General features: G+C 54.6%; 17 protein-coding genes. 1 reads left to right on the forward strand and 16 read right to left on the reverse strand.

Annotation, left to right across the window (positions count from 1 at the left end; translation table 11 throughout):
- Positions 1 to 254: 254 nt before the first annotated feature.
- Together NM10_RS09940 and NM10_RS09950 are read right to left on the reverse strand one after the other, a co-directional pair.
- Positions 255 to 578, reverse strand: coding sequence for a hypothetical protein (locus NM10_RS09940; protein ID WP_020311448.1), 324 nt, complete (start codon positions 576 to 578; stop codon positions 255 to 257).
- A gap of 586 nt (positions 579 to 1,164) precedes the next feature.
- Positions 1,165 to 1,629 (reverse strand): hypothetical protein, encoded by a 465-nt coding sequence (locus NM10_RS09950; RefSeq protein ID WP_239639699.1) that lies wholly within the window; start codon positions 1,627 to 1,629, stop codon positions 1,165 to 1,167.
- A gap of 166 nt (positions 1,630 to 1,795) precedes the next feature.
- On the opposite strand from NM10_RS09950, the gene NM10_RS09955 reads away from it, so the two are divergent.
- Complete coding sequence (locus NM10_RS09955) at positions 1,796 to 2,206, forward strand: ACT domain protein (protein ID WP_020311451.1); 411 nt, start codon at positions 1,796 to 1,798, stop codon at positions 2,204 to 2,206.
- 171 nt (positions 2,207 to 2,377) lie between these two features.
- On the opposite strand, the gene NM10_RS09960 is transcribed toward NM10_RS09955, so the two are convergent.
- From NM10_RS09960 to NM10_RS10025, 14 genes are all read right to left on the reverse strand, one after another.
- On the reverse strand, positions 2,378 to 3,412 hold the full coding sequence (locus NM10_RS09960) for a 3-deoxy-7-phosphoheptulonate synthase (protein WP_036200658.1): 1,035 nt from the start codon (positions 3,410 to 3,412) through the stop codon (positions 2,378 to 2,380).
- 75 nt (positions 3,413 to 3,487) lie between these two features.
- Positions 3,488 to 4,657, reverse strand: coding sequence for a sensor histidine kinase (locus NM10_RS09965; RefSeq protein ID WP_239639700.1), 1,170 nt, complete (start codon positions 4,655 to 4,657; stop codon positions 3,488 to 3,490).
- Between the two features lie 107 nt (positions 4,658 to 4,764).
- Positions 4,765 to 5,454, reverse strand: coding sequence for a response regulator transcription factor (locus NM10_RS09970; protein WP_020311455.1), 690 nt, complete (start codon positions 5,452 to 5,454; stop codon positions 4,765 to 4,767).
- A gap of 12 nt (positions 5,455 to 5,466) precedes the next feature.
- On the reverse strand, positions 5,467 to 6,081 hold the full coding sequence (locus tag NM10_RS09975; RefSeq protein ID WP_020311456.1) for a GTP pyrophosphokinase: 615 nt from the start codon (positions 6,079 to 6,081) through the stop codon (positions 5,467 to 5,469).
- A 197-nt stretch (positions 6,082 to 6,278) separates the two neighbouring features.
- Entirely contained in the window at positions 6,279 to 6,914 is a 636-nt protein-coding gene (locus NM10_RS09980) for a redox-sensing transcriptional repressor Rex (protein ID WP_014015920.1), read from the reverse strand.
- A gap of 116 nt (positions 6,915 to 7,030) precedes the next feature.
- Positions 7,031 to 8,281 (reverse strand): O-antigen ligase family protein, encoded by a 1,251-nt coding sequence (locus NM10_RS09985; RefSeq protein WP_020311457.1) that lies wholly within the window; start codon positions 8,279 to 8,281, stop codon positions 7,031 to 7,033.
- Between the two features lie 189 nt (positions 8,282 to 8,470).
- Positions 8,471 to 9,781 carry a bifunctional folylpolyglutamate synthase/dihydrofolate synthase gene (locus NM10_RS09990; protein WP_020311458.1) on the reverse strand — a complete coding sequence of 437 codons (1,311 nt, stop codon included), beginning with the start codon at positions 9,779 to 9,781 and terminating at the stop codon, positions 8,471 to 8,473.
- A 9-nt stretch (positions 9,782 to 9,790) separates the two neighbouring features.
- Positions 9,791 to 12,454, reverse strand: coding sequence for a valine--tRNA ligase (locus NM10_RS09995; protein WP_020311459.1), 2,664 nt, complete (start codon positions 12,452 to 12,454; stop codon positions 9,791 to 9,793).
- Between the two features lie 317 nt (positions 12,455 to 12,771).
- Positions 12,772 to 13,599: an NAD(+) diphosphatase gene (nudC, locus tag NM10_RS10000; protein ID WP_020311460.1), complete on the reverse strand. Its 828-nt coding sequence runs from the start codon at positions 13,597 to 13,599 to the stop codon at positions 12,772 to 12,774.
- Positions 13,596 to 14,513: a homoserine kinase gene (gene thrB / locus NM10_RS10005; RefSeq protein ID WP_020311461.1), complete on the reverse strand. Its 918-nt coding sequence runs from the start codon at positions 14,511 to 14,513 to the stop codon at positions 13,596 to 13,598. Before thrB ends, nudC begins: the two co-directional genes overlap by 4 nt.
- A gap of 3 nt (positions 14,514 to 14,516) precedes the next feature.
- Positions 14,517 to 15,806, reverse strand: a complete 1,290-nt coding sequence (locus NM10_RS10010) for a homoserine dehydrogenase (protein ID WP_020311462.1) — start codon at positions 15,804 to 15,806, stop codon at positions 14,517 to 14,519.
- A 23-nt stretch (positions 15,807 to 15,829) separates the two neighbouring features.
- The gene (locus NM10_RS10015) at positions 15,830 to 16,279 is read right to left on the reverse strand and encodes an ACT domain-containing protein (RefSeq protein WP_014015913.1); all 450 of its coding nucleotides are present in this window, start codon (positions 16,277 to 16,279) and stop codon (positions 15,830 to 15,832) included.
- Positions 16,276 to 17,208, reverse strand: a complete 933-nt coding sequence (locus NM10_RS10020; protein WP_020311463.1) for an NAD-dependent epimerase/dehydratase family protein — start codon at positions 17,206 to 17,208, stop codon at positions 16,276 to 16,278. The genes NM10_RS10015 and NM10_RS10020 overlap by 4 nt, the downstream gene beginning before the upstream one ends.
- 17 nt (positions 17,209 to 17,225) lie before the next feature.
- The gene (locus tag NM10_RS10025; protein ID WP_020311464.1) at positions 17,226 to 18,074 is read right to left on the reverse strand and encodes a ChbG/HpnK family deacetylase; all 849 of its coding nucleotides are present in this window, start codon (positions 18,072 to 18,074) and stop codon (positions 17,226 to 17,228) included.

An 18,074-nucleotide genomic window follows, 5' to 3' on the forward strand; every position in this document is an offset into this window, starting at 1 on the left:
GCTCGTCTCAGCCAGACTTCGTCATGTTGCCGCCTCGGAATGGGGCTCAAAACGCTATATGGACATGGAGCATCTATTCAAGATGGAAATTGAGCAGCCAAATGACGAGGAAAATCCATATATCTGATTACGATATTTACTGGCGGATGAAATGAATTTGCGAAAGAATCTTGACACTACCTTTACTTTAACCTGATTCTGCAAGAAGTCTCCCGCCTCTATAGGCGGGAGTACGTTCACTTCTAAATTCTGTCTTATTCTAAGCCATATTTTTTGAAAAGTGTTTCACGGAACTCTTTACTGGAAGCTGCTTTTTTCGCTTCATCATACCGTTTTTCCTCCAATAACAGACCCATCAATTTTTCCCATCGGTTATCTGACGATTTCCGTTCTTCTGCACGACCTTTTTCAATTCCTTCTGCACGTCCCTTAGCTTCCCCTTCTTCAAAGGCATCGCGATGGTCCGAGTTATAGTCTAGGATGGCGAGTTCGCGGTTGATGTAAGCCAGGCGTTCGGCGTCATCCTGAAGAAAGGTCCGGGCGGCATCTACGGCTTTATGGATGGCTTCATCGCTCATGATCAGTTCCCTCCTTCTAATCCACATGCATGAACAAGACAAGCCCTATCATGCTGACGGGTCGCCCACGGACGACCCCTACGATGGTATGAGCTGGTTAGCGAAATACGCCAGCCAGCGCTCCATTTTCGTCATGTCACGGATTCGCTTCTTCGGCGATTTCGTATATTTCGGAATCTCCAGGAAATGAAGGCCTCAGGCCGCGGCGTAGAGCCGTTCGTCGTAGGTCGTTCGTCGAATTTAGGGTCTGACGGCCCGCAGTTCGCAGGCCGCGGTTCACTTCGGATTCAAATGCCGCTGCGCGACGATAAATTCAAATTAACGACATTGCCTCAAGGAACCCTCAGCTCGTGAAAAAATAGTGGTTCGTGGCTCGTAAAAACCTACCATCATACAAGAATAGGTATGCCAAATCTCACAACGGGCTGCCCAGCCACAGCTGTCCGTTTTGGCAGCCGTCTTGCGCCTCCCGACGGTCAGCACCTGACGGGCCAAAAAGGCTTGGGACAGCCCCTACGCACAAGGCCGTTGGCCGTGTATTTTTTTGCGGTCTGCCGTCTGCGAACTGCGGCCTGCGAAATTCCCATCACTCCCAGTCATCATATTGGCTATCGTCGTACTGGTTATCGTCATACTGGCTGTCGTCGTACTGGTTATCGTCATACTGGCTGTCGTCATCGGGGTTATCCCAATTCCCGTCGTAATCGCGTTCGACCCGTTCTTGTTCTTTGTTCCGTTCGTGGAGTTCGTGCAGGATAAGGCCTGTGCCGACGGCTGACAGGAAGGCCGCATCGTCGGCATCGAGTCGATGTTTCGTCTTTACGGGTTCCTGGGCCGACTGGATTTTTTCTTTTTCAGCTACCGCTGTCTTTTCCCGTTCTTTTTGTTCGGCCTGTTTCTGGCCGCTCCGCCGCAGACCACAGATGATGACAAAGGTCGTCAGGGTCGCCGCGATGACGGCTTTCAAGGGGTCCGTGACGCCGAGCCACATATAGAGTTTGGCAGTGCCTGTGAGCAGTAAAAATAAGAAGATGACCAATCGAGCTGGCATAGCCCTCACCTCGTATCGTAAAAAACATAGTTCCTATGCTTTTATTATATCATGACTTGCCCATTCTGAAACGTTTAACAAATCCCATCCCCATTACAAGCCTGTCTTTTTATGGTAAAATGGGGACAACGTCACAATATTTTATCATCAAGGGGGATTTCGATTTATGCTCAATCAAGTTTCTGTATTCACTGAAAACACGAAGGGCGCCTTGCGCAAGATGACGTCGGTCTTAGCCGATGCCAATATCAATATCTACACCATGCTGGCCAATGACAGCGCAGAATTCGGCATCATCCGCCTCATCGTCACCAATCCGGAACTGGCTGTCTCGAAATTGCAGGAAGCCGGCTACCAATGTCATATGGACAAAGTCGTCGCCGTCGAAATGGGCGATACGCCGGGCTGTCTGGACAAAATCCTCGACAGCCTCCGCCAGGCCAATATTTCCATTGACTACTTGTATATTTCTTATAACCGCCAGGCCGGCACACCGGTCGCCATCTTCAAGACCCGCGAAATGGAAACGGAAACGTTCCTGCGCGGTAAAGGATATGTATTGTTGGATACTTTTTAAAAAAAATCGCTGTCGCACGTACGACAGCGATTTTTTTTTAGTGGTTAGGGGCTAGTGGTTAGGGGCTAGGGGTTGGTTTTTAATTTAAGGCCCTCTTCTACAAACTATAGAGAAGCTCCTACAGTGCGGCTATAAGACCGCAAAAACGAACCACTAGCCACGAGCCACTAATTACAGCAATTCTGCCATATCGTAGATGAGGCGTTCGGATTTTTCCCAGCCCAGGCAGGGGTCGGTGATGGATTTGCCATAGGTGCCTTCGCTGATTTTCTGATTGCCGTCTTCGATGTAGCTTTCGATCATCAAGCCCTTGACCAGCTGTTTGATGTCGGCCGAGTGCTTGCGGCTGTGGATGACGTCTTTGGCGATGCGTATCTGTTCGAGGTATTTCTTGCCCGAATTGGCATGGTTGGCGTCGACGATGACGGCCGGATAGGACAGGTCCCGCTTGCCATAGGCTTCGTACAGGCGCTGGAGGTTTTCATAATGGTAGTTAGGCATGCTGTTGCCGAAGCTGTCGACATAGCCGCGCAGGATGGCGTGGGCCAGCGGATTCCCTTTGGTGCGGACTTCCCAGCCGCGGAAGAGGAAATCCTGCGTATGCTGGGCCGCTTCGATGGAGTTGAGCATGACCGAAATGTCACCGGACGTCGGGTTCTTCATGCCCACAGGGATGCCGACGCCACTGGCAATCATGCGGTGGAACTGGTCTTCGACGGACCGGGCGCCGACGGCGGCATAGGACAAGAGGTCCGACAAGTAACGGAAGATTTCCGGATAGAGGACTTCTTCAGCGCAGGTAAAGCCCGTTTCGCGGACGACGCGGGCATTCATTTCACGGATGGCGATGATGCCGCCCAGCATGTCTTCCTTGCCTTCCGGGTCCGGCTGATGAAGCATGCCCTTATAGCCGACGCCGATGGTACGGGGTTTGCTGGTGTAGACGCGCGGGATGATAAAGATTTTATCTTTGACCTGTTCCTGGACCTTGACCAGGCGATGGATATAGTCGAGGACAGCCGGTTCATTGTCGGCCGAACAGGGACCGATGATGAGCAGGAAGCGGTCGTCTTGGCCGGTCAGGATGTTTTTGATTTCTTCATCCCGTTTCGCCTTGATGGCCTTGACCTTGTCATCGATGGGAAATTGTTCCATCAATTCCTGCGGTTCCGGTAATTTTCGGATATATTCCATGTGCATTTCCATTGGTATCTTCCCCCTGAATAAAAGTGATGTTGGTCACATTATAACACAGGTCAGGCGCTTTCCCTATAGGGAAAATCAGCCCAGCCGAACAGTAAACGTTATACGTTGGGCCTTATAGGATACATTAATCTTACCGCCCATGAGTTTCGTCAATTCTTCGGCCATGGACAAGCCGATGCCATAGCCGGCCTTCTGGCTGTTATGGGACGTATCGCCGCGGTAGAAGCGTTCAAAGAAGCGGGAATAATCCACATTAGCCCCGTCGGCATAGGTGTTGGTCACGGCGACAATCGCCCCCTTCCCCAGACGGGGACGGCGCAGGGAGACGTCGATGGTCCCCTTGTCATCGCAATACTTGACAGCGTTGTCGACGAGGATGTTGACCAGTTCATAGAGGCACTTACTGTCGCCTTTGACGTGGATGCCGTCGGCAATATCCGTATGCAAGGTCTTTTCGGCGTCAATGGCCAGCTGCTGGAAGGAGTCGGCTACGGCATGGACCGTTTCCGACAAGTTCACATCGGTAATGACCAGGTCGACCTGAGAGCGTTCGCCCATCTTGGACAGCATGATGAGGTTCTGGATGAGGTTGGACAGGCGGCGGACCTGCTTGAGGATGCTGTCCGTCCACTGGCTCTGGCCATTGAGCATCTCGATGGCTTCGGCATTGGCGGAGATGATGGCAATCGGCGTCTTGAGTTCGTGCCCGGCATTGGTGATGAAGCGCTTCTGGTTCTCCATGTTGCGGACGAAAGGCCGGATAGCGACGTTGCACATGGCCGCCAGGATGATGACGTATAAGATGACACAGCCCAGGCCAAACCAGAGAGAATAGCGCATGAACGAAGTGACAGCAGCGACGTCGCGCGTGCAGTCCAGGATGACGATGAGGAAGCTGCCGTCGTCGTTGGGCTGAATCATATAGGCATAACTGGCCCGGTTCTTTTTGAAAAAGCCCTGTTTCGTTCCGTTTTCCCGCGCCTCAGCGACAGTCGTCCGGGCGTATTCGATGGCTTCTTTTTCAGAAAACGAAGCGATGTGCTGGATGTCGATTTTTTCCGCATAGCCGCCGGCATTGACGAGGACGCTGAAAAAGCGTATCTGGTAGGCAAATTCTGGCGTCTCTTCGGTCCATGACGGGTCGCTGAAGAAACTGCCATCGTCGCCGCCGATTTTCTGGGGCACAGCGCCGTTGTTATGGATGATATAGGTCAGGACCGACATGACCTGCTGATTCATCCGCATATAGGCGATGGTATTGATGAGGCCCAGGCGCCGCCGAGGACGACGAGAACGCCGATTGTCGCCATGATGATGAATTTACGGCGCAGGCGCTTGATCATATTCATGGTCTAACCCTCCGCAGACGCTTCTTTCACGGTCAAGGCATAGTCCTGCCCTCTTTGGCCGACGATTTCAATGTCGGCCTGGACGGCTTCGAGCTTTTCCCGTAAATACGAGACGTAAAGGAAGACGATGCCTTCATCGACGTCGTCTTCTTCATCGCCCCAGACGTTATCAAAAATCTGGGCCGTCGACAGGGTTTTGCCGGCGTTGGCCATGAAGAATTTCATGAGCTTCGTTTCCTTATTGGCCAGGCGGATAGAATTGCGGCAGGCCAGTTCCTGTTCTTCCACGTCGAGTTCGACATTGCCGACAGTGAGTTTCGACGGCGCATAGGACGTCGACCGCCGCGTCAGGGAGCGCAGGCGGGCCAGGAGTTCGCCCATGGCGAAGGGCTTGGTCAAGTAGTCGTCGGCACCGGCGTCGAGGCCGGTAATGCGGTCGTCGATTTCGGCTTTGGCCGTCAGCATGATGACCGGCGTCATATTCCCTTTGTCGCGGATTTCCTTCAAGGCCTGGACGCCGTCCTTCTTCGGCATCATGATGTCGAAGATCATACAGTCATAGGACTGGGACAGGGCTTTTTCGACGGCAGCCTGGCCGTCATAGACGGCATCGACATCGTATCCCGAATGGGTCAGGATGGCAGACAGAGCTGCGGACATTTCTTTTTCATCTTCAGCTAATAGAAGGCGCATAGCGTTTCCCCCTTATTCTTGTGCATGGATCAAATTGCGGATAGTCTGCATGGACACGTCGCACGAAGCCAGTTCATCGGCACAGCGCTTGAGTTCCCGGACGATGAGTTCCGGGTTCTTGATGTCGTGCTTGTATTTCATCTGATGTTCCAGGCTGGCCCAGGAATCCATGGCAATCGTGCGCAGCTGGACTTCGGCATAGAAATGACCCGGATTGGCGCCGGTCACATCTTCATAAGGCTCTTCCAGTTCCAAAATGACGTGGTAACTGCGGTAGCCGTTCGGTTTGACGTGGCGGATATAATCTTTCTCTTCGACGACGCGGACGCCATCGAGGCTTTTCAGGAAGTCGATAGCCCGATAGATGTCGTCGAGGAAACAACAGACGATACGGATGCCGATGGCATCGCGGATATCGTGGAGAGCCGAATAGGCCGTCTGAGGCAGGCCCTTGCGGTCACATTTTTCCCGCATACTCCCTTCGGACTTGATGCGGTAAATCAGGTGTTCATAAGCCGCTTCCCCGGTCTTGGCCTTTATATCGTCACTATAGGCGCGGATACGGCCGATAATATCTTCCAGAGCAGCCTGCAAAGCCGGTCCATAGGAACCATAGATAGAATCCATAGTAGTATCACCTCATTCTATAAATTATCGGGAATGTACGAATATTATAGCACACAAAAGGCGCTGTCGCATGAAGACAGCGCCTTTTTGCTGTAGGGGCTCGCACGTGGCGACCCCTACACCCCAAAAACTATCTGTACTACAAACTATAAAGATAATGTAAGGGCGCCCGCCATGCCAATAGCGGACGGCCATCATCAATCCTTCTTATTCGTCAAATAGTACGAAATGCGGCTCAAGCCGATGGACAGGTCTTCGCGGAAGACGAAGATGCCGTCCGGTACGGTCAGGCGCAGCGGTGCAAAGGACAAGATGCCCCGGATGCCGGCGGCGACCATCTGGTCGGCGACCTGCTGAGCTACAGCTGCCGGTGTCGTGATGATACCGATCTGGATGCCTTCGCGCTGAATGACTTCGCCCATTTCAGAAATCGGCGTGACTTCGACGCCGCCGACGTTCTGACCGATGATGCGGTGATCGACGTCGAACAAGCCTGTCGTGCGGAAGCCCAAGCGTCCGAAAGTCTTGTAGTTCGCCAAGGCCCAGCCGAGATGGCCGATGCCGGCGATACCGATTTTCCAATGCTGCTGCAGGCCGATGATTTCCACGATCTGCTGGCATAATTCACTGACGTAATAGCCTACGCCCTTTTTTCCAAAAGCCCCAAAGCAGGTCAGGTCTTTGCGGATTTGTTCCGGCGTAATCCCCAACCGTTCCCCTAACTTTTCGGATGAGATGATATCGATTCCCGCGTCTTGCAATAATAGCAAGTCCCTGTAGTACAGCGGCAATCGTTCGATGACAGCATCCGATATTGCCTTTTTCTGTCTCATGGATAATACCCTCCAACTATGTCCCAAGCTATTCCCTATAGCTATAAGTCATCTTATCTAGTGATAATAGTCACAGACTTATTATATATCATTGTGAATTATTTCGCAAACTATTTTTATCGTTTTTTTTCACATTCTTCGCCATACATGTTAGCAAAAAGGGCACTCATCAGCCAAAAAGTAAGTGAAATCTGGGTACTAAATAAATCGTAGTCGCTCATGCCGCTGATTCCCAGGGACAAGACGGCAGCGGCCAGGGTCATGGCCAGGGATCGGCTGAAGGTGTGGGCCGCATGGCTGCGTACATAGCGGATGGCATACCAGGCATTGCCGAAAAAGAACCATAAGCCGAAGCCCAGGCCGGCCATGCCCGTTTCTGCCAGGATGTTGAGGTACATATTATGGGCGTGGAAGATGACGATACCTGCTTCCTGGATCAATTCATTATAGACGGGATAGACGTGTTTGAAGGCGCCCCAGCCAATGCCCAGGACGGGATGGTCGACAAACATGGCAATGGCTGCCTCCCACATGTCCATGCGCATGGAAACGGACGTGTCCGCTTCGCTGTGGCTGAAAATGGACATCAGGCGGTCGGCGACGCCGCCGTGGTAGAAAGCCAGGATCAGCGGGCCTGCCAGAAAGAGGAGCCACACCCGTTTATCCCAAAAGAGGCCGAAAAAGAAGATCAAAGCGCAGACGCTGAGCCATGCGCCACGGGAATAGGTCAGGATCAGGCAGAGGGTCAGGATGGCAAAAAAGGCCAGGTACATGACGTGATGCCAGCGATGGCGGGTACAGATCATCATCGACGCCGCAGCGCTCATGATAATCAGCAGGAAGGCCGACAATAAGTTAGGGTTGTACAGCGTCGAGTACATGCGGCGCCGCAGCATGGGAAAGGCTGAGTTGTCGACCCATTCGGCCTCGTGGAGGGTCAGCATGTGGGCATACTGGTACAGGCCGTACAGGGCGACGACGAAGGCACTGAGGAGGAGCGTCGAAAAGAGCAGGCGCCGTTCCCAGGAATGGCGGACGAACAGGAGGATGCCAAAGTAGAGCACGAGGTACTGCAAAACCGTGAAGGCATAGAAAGCCGTCCCTAAGAGAAAGTGCGGCGAGCCGACGAGAGACAGAAAGGCCACCAGGGCAAAGCCGACAGCCGGCAGGGACAACGGCGACTGGCGCAGGGGCAGTTTGGGATATTTTTTACAGTAATAGAGCCCCAGGCCCAGGGCGATGATGAAAAAGCCTTCCATAATGAACAAGTTCACCGGCATAAAAAAGACAGTACCAGCCATAGCATAGACGACGCGCAGCCGTGCCCGCTCGGCTGGCGTACTGCCGGTCCGTATCATCCACTTCATAATGTTCGCTCCTTACATTCCGTGTAAAATATATGTATCATTTTACCATAAAAAGGCGCAGAGGCGCAACGAAAAGGCGCTGTCCTGTAAGACAGCGCCTTTTCAATGGCTAGTGGCTCACCGCTAGCTGCTATAAAGAGGAATCAAGCGGGCCGCCCTTTGGGACGGCCCCTACAAGCTGCTAGCCGCTCAGCCCTTACTCAATATGGTATCTCTTCCGGAAGTATTTCCGGACTTCTCCCTGGATGTACAGAGAGCCGACGATGCAGAGGACCTGGTCCGGTTTGATGGCAGCCAGGGCTTTGTCCAGCCTTCGGCGATGGTGCCGGCCCAATCGGCTTTGCACGGCAGGATGGCCGCCATGGCCTTGGGGTCGGCTGAGCGCGGCGTCGGTGCCGGTGCGCAGACGACGTAATCGTCGTCGTGGAAGAGTTCCCGTACCATCTGACTGTAATCTTTGTCGGCCAGGACGGAGAAGAGGAAGACCCGCTTCCGCGAGGCGAAGACGTCTTCGTAAGTCTTGCAGAAGGTGTCGATGCCAGCCGGGTTGTGGGCGCCGTCGAGGACGACGTCGATGTCACCGGCTTTGAAGACCTGGAAGCGGCCTGGCCACTGGACATGGCGGATGCCGTTTTCCAGGACCGTCCGGGTCAGTTTCTTTTCATGGCGGGCCAAGATGAGCAGTGTCATGACGGCAGCGGCGCAATTCGTCCGCTGGTGTTTGCCCAGCAGGGGCAGGACCGTCGTAATGGCAAAGCCGTATTTTTCCCGGACCGTCACCATCTGACCGGCTTCCGGGTCTTCCGGTCCGGCGTTGCCGACGACGTCGAAGCTGTGGTCCAGAGCATAGAGGCGGCTGTGCTTTTCATAGGCCTTGCGGGCGATGACCTGCAAAGCCGGCCCATCGGCGGTCGTGACGACAGGTACGCCTTCCTTGATGATGCCCGCTTTCTGTTCGGCAATGGCTTCGATCGTATTACCACAGTATTTCATGTGGTCCATGGCGACGTTAGTGATGACCGAGACGACGGGGACGATGACGTTCGTCGAATCGAGGAGGCCGCCCAAGCCCACTTCGATGACGGCGTAATCGACGCCGATATAGTCGAAGTACCAGAAAGCAGCAGCCGTAATCATTTCAAATTCCGTCGGCCCTTCCCCGCCGGCAGCGACCATGGCCGTCACGGCGTCTTTGACGACGGATACGGCTTTGGCAAAGTCGTCGCGGGAAATGTCATGGTTGTCGATATGGATCCGTTCCGTATAGTCTTCCAGATGAGGCGACGTGTAGCGGCCCGTCCGGAAGCCCGCTTCAGTCAGGACCGAGGCGATCATAGCCGTCACCGAGCCCTTGCCGTTGGTCCCGGTGACGTGGATGGTCTTATAGTTGTTCTGGGGATTGTCCAGCCGTTCCAGTAAGGCCTGGATACGGCCGAGCCCCAGCTGGATGCCAAAGACATTGGCTGATTCCAGATAGTCGATTGCTTGTTCGTAGGTCATAGCTGCCTCTTAGAGTTTAGCCAGGTCTTCCATGCGCTTGGTCAAAGCAGCCATCTTTTCCTGGTAGTCGGCGAGCTTGCCCTTTTCTTTTTCGACGACCGCTGCCGGTGCTTTCGAGAGGAAGCCCTGGTTGGACAGCTTCTTGTCGAGGCGGGCGATTTCCTTCTGGAGTTTTTCCTGTTCCTTCTGGACGCGGGCCGTTTCTTTTTCGACGTCGATGAGGTCTTTGAGCTGTAAGTAGACTTCAATGCCCGGGACAACGGCGACGACGGCATTTTCCGGTTTGGCATCGCCCGCACCGAGGAGGGTTACTTTATCGGCAAAGGCCAGGGTATGGAAGTAATCTTCGTAAGTCTTCAAGGTCTGAGCCATGTCTTCCGTAGCCGGAGCCAGGATGACCGGCGCCTTCTTGCCCATGGGGACGTTCGATTCGGCGCGGAGGTTACGGATACCCTTGATGGCTTCCATCATGGTATTCATCGTAGCGGCATCGGCCGGGAAGTTCCATTTATCCTGCGTCTTCGGCCAGGGAGCGACGATGATGCTTTCGCCTTCGTGAGGCAGGTGCTGCCAGAGGTGTTCCGTAACGAAGGGCATGAAGGGATGGAGCATTTCCAGGGTGTGCGTCAGGACATAGACCAGGACGTACTGAACCGTGTGCTTGTCCCGTTCGCTTTCGGCCTGGTAAAGGCGTTTCTTGGCCAGTTCGATGTACCAGTCGCAGTAGGAGTTCCAGATGAAGTTGTAAACGGCATCGGCAGCGTCGCCGAGTTCAAATTTATCCAGATCTTCCGTGACTTTGGCGACGGTTTCATTGAAGGATGTGAGGATCCAGCGGTCGGCCAGGGTCAGGTCTTTATCTTCAGGGATGAAGGTTTCGTCGAAATCACCGAGGTTCATGATGACGAATTTAGAAGCGTTCCAGATCTTATTGGCAAAGTTACGGTTCGCTTCGACGCGTTCCATGTAGAAGCGCATGTCGTTGCCCGGCGTATTGCCCGTGACCAGGGTGAAACGCAGGGCATCGGCGCCGTACTGTTCGCAGACGCCGAGGGGATCGATGCCGTTGCCCAGGGATTTACTCATCTTGCGGCCCTGGCTGTCGCGGACCAGGCCGTGGATGAAGACGTTCTTGAAGGGGATTTCCTTCATGAATTCGCAGGTCATGAACATCATGCGGGCGACCCAGAAGAAAATGATGTCATAGCCCGTGACCAGGACGCTGGTCGGAAAGAACTGCTGGATATCCGGCGTCTTATCGGGCCAGCCCATAGTCGAGAACGGCCAGAGAGCCGAACTGAACCATGTATCGAGGACGTCCGGGTCGCGATGGATATGTTTGCTGTGGCAGTGCTGACATTCTGTGATGTCTTCCCGGCTGACGGAAGACTTGCCGCAGTCATCGCAGTACCAGACAGGGATCTGATGGCCCCACCAGAGCTGACGGCTGATGCACCAGTCGTGGACGTCTTCCAGCCAGTGATTATAGGTCTTGACGAAACGGTCGGGGATGAACTTCGTCTTGCCGTCTTCGACGGCCTTGAGGGCGGCTTCAGTCAAGGGTTTCATCTTGACGAACCACTGCTTGGTGACGAACGGTTCGACTGTCGTCTTGCAGCGCGAGCAATGGCCGACGGCATGGGTCAGTTCTTCGATGTGGTCCAGGAGGCCCAATTCTTTCAAGTCGGCGACGACGGCTTTCCGGCAGTCTTCCCGGGTCATGCCGTTGTATTTGGCACCGGCTTTTTCATTCATCGTGCCGTCGAGGTTCATGATCATGATGGATTCCAGGTTGTGGCGCTGGCCCATTTCAAAGTCGTTCGGGTCGTGAGCCGGCGTAATCTTGACGGCGCCCGTACCGAAGCCGATATCGACGTAATCGTCGGCGATGACTTCGACTTCGCGGTCGATGAGAGGAACGACGACTTTCTTGCCGATGTATTTCTTCATGCGGTCGTCAGCCGGGTTGACGGCGACAGCCGTATCGCCCATGATCGTTTCCGGACGGGTCGTAGCGATCATGATGTAGTCATCTTCGCCGACGACAGGGTATTTGATGTACCAGAGATGGCCCTGGACGTCGGAATGGTCGACTTCGATATCCGACAGGGCCGTATGGCAGTGCGGGCACCAGTTGGTGATGCGCTGGCCCTGGTAGATGAGGCCTTTTTCATAGAGCGTTACGAAGACTTCGCGGACGGCGCGGGCGCAGGTATCGTCCATGGTGAAGCGCTTGCGGCTCCAGTCGCAGGAAGATCCGAGGCGGCGGACCTGTTTTTCGATGCGGCTGCCGTACTGTTCCTTCCAGGCCCAGACGCGTTTCAGGAATTCTTCACGGCCGATGTCGTAGCGGGACTTGCCTTCTTCTTTGGCCAGCTGCTGTTCGACTTTGACCTGGGTTGCAATGCCAGCGTGGTCCGTGCCGGGGATCCAGGCGACGTTATAGCCTTCCATGCGTTTGAAGCGGACGAGGATATCCTGCAGGGTATTGTCCAGGGCGTGGCCCATGTGGAGCTGACCCGTGACGTTCGGCGGCGGCATGACGATGCTGAACGGTTCTTTGCTCGGATCCGGGTCCTGATGGAAGTAGCCATTCTTTTCCCAAAAATCATACCAGGACATTTCAATGTCGTTCGGTGCATAAGCGCCTAACTGTTCCTTATTCCATTTCATCTATATTCCCTCCAAAACAAAAAAGAGCATTCCCTCGCCTAAGGGTATTCCTTAGGACGAAAGAATGCTGTATCTTCCGCGGTACCACCTAATTTGCCGCTTGCGCGACCGCTTCATGGCACAGGTAACGTCTGCTGCACGGGCAGGCCTTTCCTCCTGCCAGCTCCCGGGTGACGCGCCCTACCCTCTTTGGATGCCCTCGCACCGGACTCGGCATCTCGCTGACAAAAAGAAATAAGGCTTCTTCCGCTCATCGCTTTTATGTGATAAATATTGTAGCAAGTTTACTTGGGCCTGTCAAGGTACTCCGCATAAAATCAATAGACGCCCTGCTTGAAGAGGGTCATCATTTCCATGGTCAGGCTGGCCTTTTCCGTATCTTCCGGAATGTCCTTGCGGTCGATCCAGCCGGCCGTGGCCAATTCGCCGTGGTCGACTTTCAGCGTATCGTCGCCGTCGAGGTCGCAGAAGAAGCCAAAGAGCAGCGTATCCGTGAAGCACCAGGGCTGGCTCTTATAGAACTGCAGATTCTTGACACGGATGCCCACTTCTTCCATGACTTCCCGGTGGACCGTTTCTTCGATGGTCTCACCGACTTCGGCAAAACCGGCCAGCAAGGCGATATTCTTGTATTCCCGTCCGGCATACTTCGAGACCAGCAGTTTGTCGCCATGGCGGACGGCGACGATGACGGCCGGACAGATGCGCGGATAAATCATGGTGTGGCAGTGGTCGCAGTGTACCATGCGTTCGTTCTCGCTGTGTACCATGGGGCGGCCGCAATGGCCACAATAGATGTGGTTGCTGTACCAGTTGTGCAGGGACAGGCCGGCGATGCCGGCAAAGGCCAGGTAACGCGGCCGGGCAGCGCGCATGAAATTGATGGACACATAGGTAAAGCCGTCCCGTTCCGGCAGGGCTTCCTTCGCCAGGTAGAACTGGGCCCGGTCTTCGGCAAAGAGCCAGCGGAACTGGTCTTCTCCGATGTCGGCATAGTCGGCATGGCGGGGATAGACGAATTCTTTATCGCCCGTCAGCCGGACCAGGACCTTGCGGCCCTGATAAGACAGCAGAATACCATCCCGCGCCAGAGGCACAGGGTGGTATTCGACATGGTACGTGTGATTGCCAATGTCTTGTATCATTCGACGAGTTTCGCTCCTTCATTGCTGCATTTCAGGATATGGCCCGTAGCGGCGATGCCGTGGTCGTTGAAGCAGTTGATCATGGTGTCCATGATCTGCACTTCCTGATCCGTCGCAAAGGCGATGAGCGTCGAACCGGAACCGCTGATGGTAGCGCCCAGGGCACCGGCTTCGACGGCCTTCTTGAGGACCAGTTCGCCGCTGGGGATGAGGCGCAGGCGGTAGGGCACGTGCAGTTTATCCTGCAGGCCATAGGCGATGCGGTCGTACTGCTTGGTGAACAGCGAAGAAACGAGGAAGCTGACGCGGCTGACGTTGAAGACGGCGCTCTGGTAGTCAATGGTCTTGGGTAGGGCCTTGCGGGCTTCTTCCGTCGAAACTTCGACTTCCGGGCTGACCGTAATGAAAGACAGGTCATCGTCGATGGGGATGGAATTGGTCAGGGTCTTGCCATCGACCATGATAGAAACGGACAGGCCGCCGTAAATGGCAGGAGCCACGTTGTCAGGATGGCCTTCCAGGACGGTCGCCATGGTCAGCATATCTTCGCGGGTCATCTTATTGCCCGTCAAGGCATTGCCGATGAGGATGCCGCCGACGAGGGCTGCCGAACTGCTTCCCAGGCCGCGGGCCGGCGGAATAGCATTGACCAGCCGCAGTGTGCCGCCCTTGGGCAGGGACTGGCGGTTCTTGATGGCCACGGCCTTCATGGCCTGTCCGACCATATTCTCATCGAAATTACGGGGCAGGGAATTGGCTCCCAAACCTTCGATTTCGACAGTGATCGTGTCTTTATCCGGTTCTTCCGTAAAATAAATGTCATTGTACAAAGTCAGCGCAATCCCGACGGCATCAAAGCCGGAGCCGACGTTAGCCGACGTGGCCGGAATCTGTGCGTGCAGCGTTTTTGTCATTTCTTACACCTCGATTACACGAATGGCATTCGCAATCTTGCGAACGCACGACAAGTCTTCGATTTTCTGGAGCGAAGCCTGGACCAGGCCTGCTGGCGATTTGTCGATGAGGATGACGATTTCAGCGATTTCTGCCGTTTCATCCTTCTGGATGAGGGAGCGGATACTGATATTGTTTTCTGCCAGTACCTTGGAAACAGCCGCCAGGACGCCCGGCGCATTGTTGACGATCATGCGGATGTAGTACGGCGAGGAAATGTCGGCCTGCGGTTTGAGCTTGGCTTCGTGCCATACGTAATCCCGTTTGCCCGTCATCTTCAGGTTGCGGTGGAGGATGACGTTCATGACGTCGCTGACAACGGCACTGGCTGTCGGCAAGGAGCCGGCGCCCTGGCCGTAGAACATGACGTCGCCGACGCAGTTGCCGCGGACGCAGACGGCATTGTAAGCGCCGTCGACATTGGCCAGCGGGTGGCCTTTGCGGATGAAGGCCGGATGGACGTTGAGGGAAATGCCGTCTTCATCCTGGCGTGCAATGGCCAGGAGCTTGATGACATAGCCCATTTCCGTGGCGTGTTCAATATCTTCTTTGCTAATGTTTTCAATGCCTTCGACATGGACGTCGTTGAAGGTCACAGCCGAGTGGAAGCCCAGCGTTGCCAGGATGGCGATCTTGCGGGCCGCATCGTAACCGCTGACGTCGTTCGTCGGGTCCGCTTCGGCATAGCCCTTTTCCTGGGCTTCCTTGAGGACGTCTTCATACGACGAGCCATAGGCGGTCATGTTGGACAAGATGAAGTTCGTCGTGCCGTTCATGATGCCGATGATTTCTTCGATGCGGTTGCTGTTGAGCGACGAATACATCGGGCGCACGATGGGGATGCCGCCGGCGACACTGGCTTCGAACTGGAAGTCCACGTTGTGCTGCTGCGATAATTTCAATAGCGGAATGCCGTAATCGGCGATGAGGTCCTTATTGGCACTGATGACGCTCTTGCCGCGCAGGAAGCACTGTTCGATGCAGTCCTTGGCAAAATCGGCGCTGCCCATGACTTCGACGACAATGTCGATTTCATCGTCGTTGATGATATCGTTGAAATCCGTCGTGAGCTGGATGGAATCAGGTAAGTCTTCCATCTTTTCGTACTTATTCAAATCGCGGATGAGGACCCGCTTGATGTTGATTTTCGTATTGAGCTGTTCTTCAATGAGCGGACCGTTCATGGCCAGTAAGTCGACAACCCCTTTTCCGACCGTACCGCAGCCTAACAAGGCAATGGAAACATTTTTCATGAGCCTACTCCCCCTTTTTTATCTTACGCTTGTCCGATGATATCGACTTTGCTGACACCGGACAGCTTTTCCAACGTTTTAATCAGTTCATCGACAGGAACGGTCATATCCTTGGTTTCGATGGACAAGCTGACATCTGCCATTCCCTGCAAGGGAATCCCCTGGTTGATGGTCAGGATACTGCCGTTATTGGCAGCGACCGTGTTGAGCACTTGCGATAATTCCCCAGGCCGGTCGAAGATCATGACCGACAAGGTGACAATTTTCCCCTGAGTCACATCGTAAAACGGGAAGACATAGTCCTTATACTTATAGTACGCACTGCGGCTCAAGTCCATCATGCGGACGGCTTCGTTGATGGTGCGCGTCTGATGATGCTTGAGAATTTCCTTGACCTTGATGGTCTTCTTGATGGCTTCGGGCAGAATGTCTTCGCGGACCAGGTAAAATTTATGGTTGCTGTCTTCTTTCACTCGGCTTCCTCCCTTTCGAGAAAATATTGATACGTCGCCATGAGGCCCGGCATGAGTTTCATCTTCGGCCGCCAGCGGAGCGTTTCGATGGCCTTGCCATTGGCCAGGGACGACCGGAAAATATCGCCCTTGCGGGCTTCTCCATAAGAAACGGCCACACCGGCATGAGAGAAATACAAGAGAATCTCTTTCAGGGCGTTGATGGTCGTCTCGATCTGGGTGCTGATGTTATAAATCCCTGACGGCACGCCGCTGTCCATAGCGGCGATATTGGCGCGGGCCACATCCTTGACGTAGACGAAGTCGCGGGACTGTTCACCGTCGCCGAAAATCGTCAGGTCCTGACCGCAGGCCAATGCTCTGGCAAAGAGGCCGACGACACCGCCTTCGCCGCCATTGCCCTGGCGTTCGCCATATACATTGGCATAGCGCAGGATGGCATAGGGCAGGCCGAACAGGCTGCCATAGAGCTGGATATACTTTTCTGCAGCCACTTTGGTCAAGCCGTAGAACGACGCCGGTGCCAGTGGTTCCGATTCGCTCAGGGGCACTTTAGGATTATCGCCATAGACGGCGGCCGACGACGAATAGATGAATTTCTGTACACCCTGACGGCGGCACTGTTCCAGGACATTAATCAGGCCGATGACGTTGAGTTCGGCATCTTCCCTGGGATGGGCCAGGGAGTAGGATACCTGGGTCTGGGCCGCTTCATGAAAGACGACGTCGAAATGGCCTTCTTCAAAGAGGGCCTGCAGGGCTGCTTCGTCGCGGATATCGCCCTCGACGAAACGGGCCTCTGTCGGAATCTGGTCCCGGCAGCCTGTACTCAGATTATCAAAGACGGTCACGTCATGGCCGTCTTCCAGCAAGGCGTCGACGAGGTGGGAACCGATGAAGCCGGCCCCGCCGGTAACTAAAATATGCAAAGTAAGACCTCCAATCCTTACGGCAGGTCACCGTAAGTAATGAGTTCAATCTGTTTGGCTTCCAGCTGCTGGCGGATAGCCGGTGACAGCAGGGCCTGGAATTCATCCTGCCAGTGATAGCCCCAGGCAAAGGACTGGCTGAGGACAGCCGTACTGCGGCCTGGATGCATCATGATTTCATGGGTCCCAAAAGGCAGTCTGTCGATGAGATAGTGCAGATTGCTTTCCGTCATGTGCCCGCCGTCGACCATGCCCCAGAAAAAGTCCGTCGTCGTAAAGTGCAGGCGCCGGACCGAGGCCATGGCTTTCTTCGACAAGTAGGTCAGGCCGTCGCGGCCGGCAATGCGCACGGGATTGGCCGACAATACCTTATAGGAATAGGCTTCCCTGGGGATGCGCAGGCGGTGGATACCGTACTTCATCATCAGCGACTGGACGATGGACCAGACCTGCGGCAGGACGTGCAGGTGCTGGTGGCTGTCCAGGTGGTCGATGGGAAGGCCCGTAGCCATGATTTTTTCCATCTGGGCGTCGAGTTCCCGGTAGACCTGACCGTAATCGAGTTTTCCCTGACAGGCCCGCTTGATGACTTCCGTATAGCTTTCCGGCAGCAGGCCGTCGGGCTGGACCAGGGTCGGCACTTCCCTGGCCGACAGGACCGTCGGCAGAGAACCGACCAGGCTGAGATGGATGCCGATGCCCAGGCCGGGACATTTCCGGGCCAGGTCGACGGCCTCGTCAAAGGCCGGGCCGTTGGCCAGCAGAGACGTGCTGGTCAGGACACCTTGGTCGCAGGCTTCGATGACGGCCTGATTGACTTCTGTATGGATGCCGAAATCATCGGCATTGATGATGACTCTGTTCAT

Origin of the sequence: Megasphaera sp. NM10 (assembly GCF_000417505.1) — a bacterium.
Lineage (GTDB): Bacteria > Bacillota > Negativicutes > Veillonellales > Megasphaeraceae > Megasphaera > Megasphaera intestinihominis.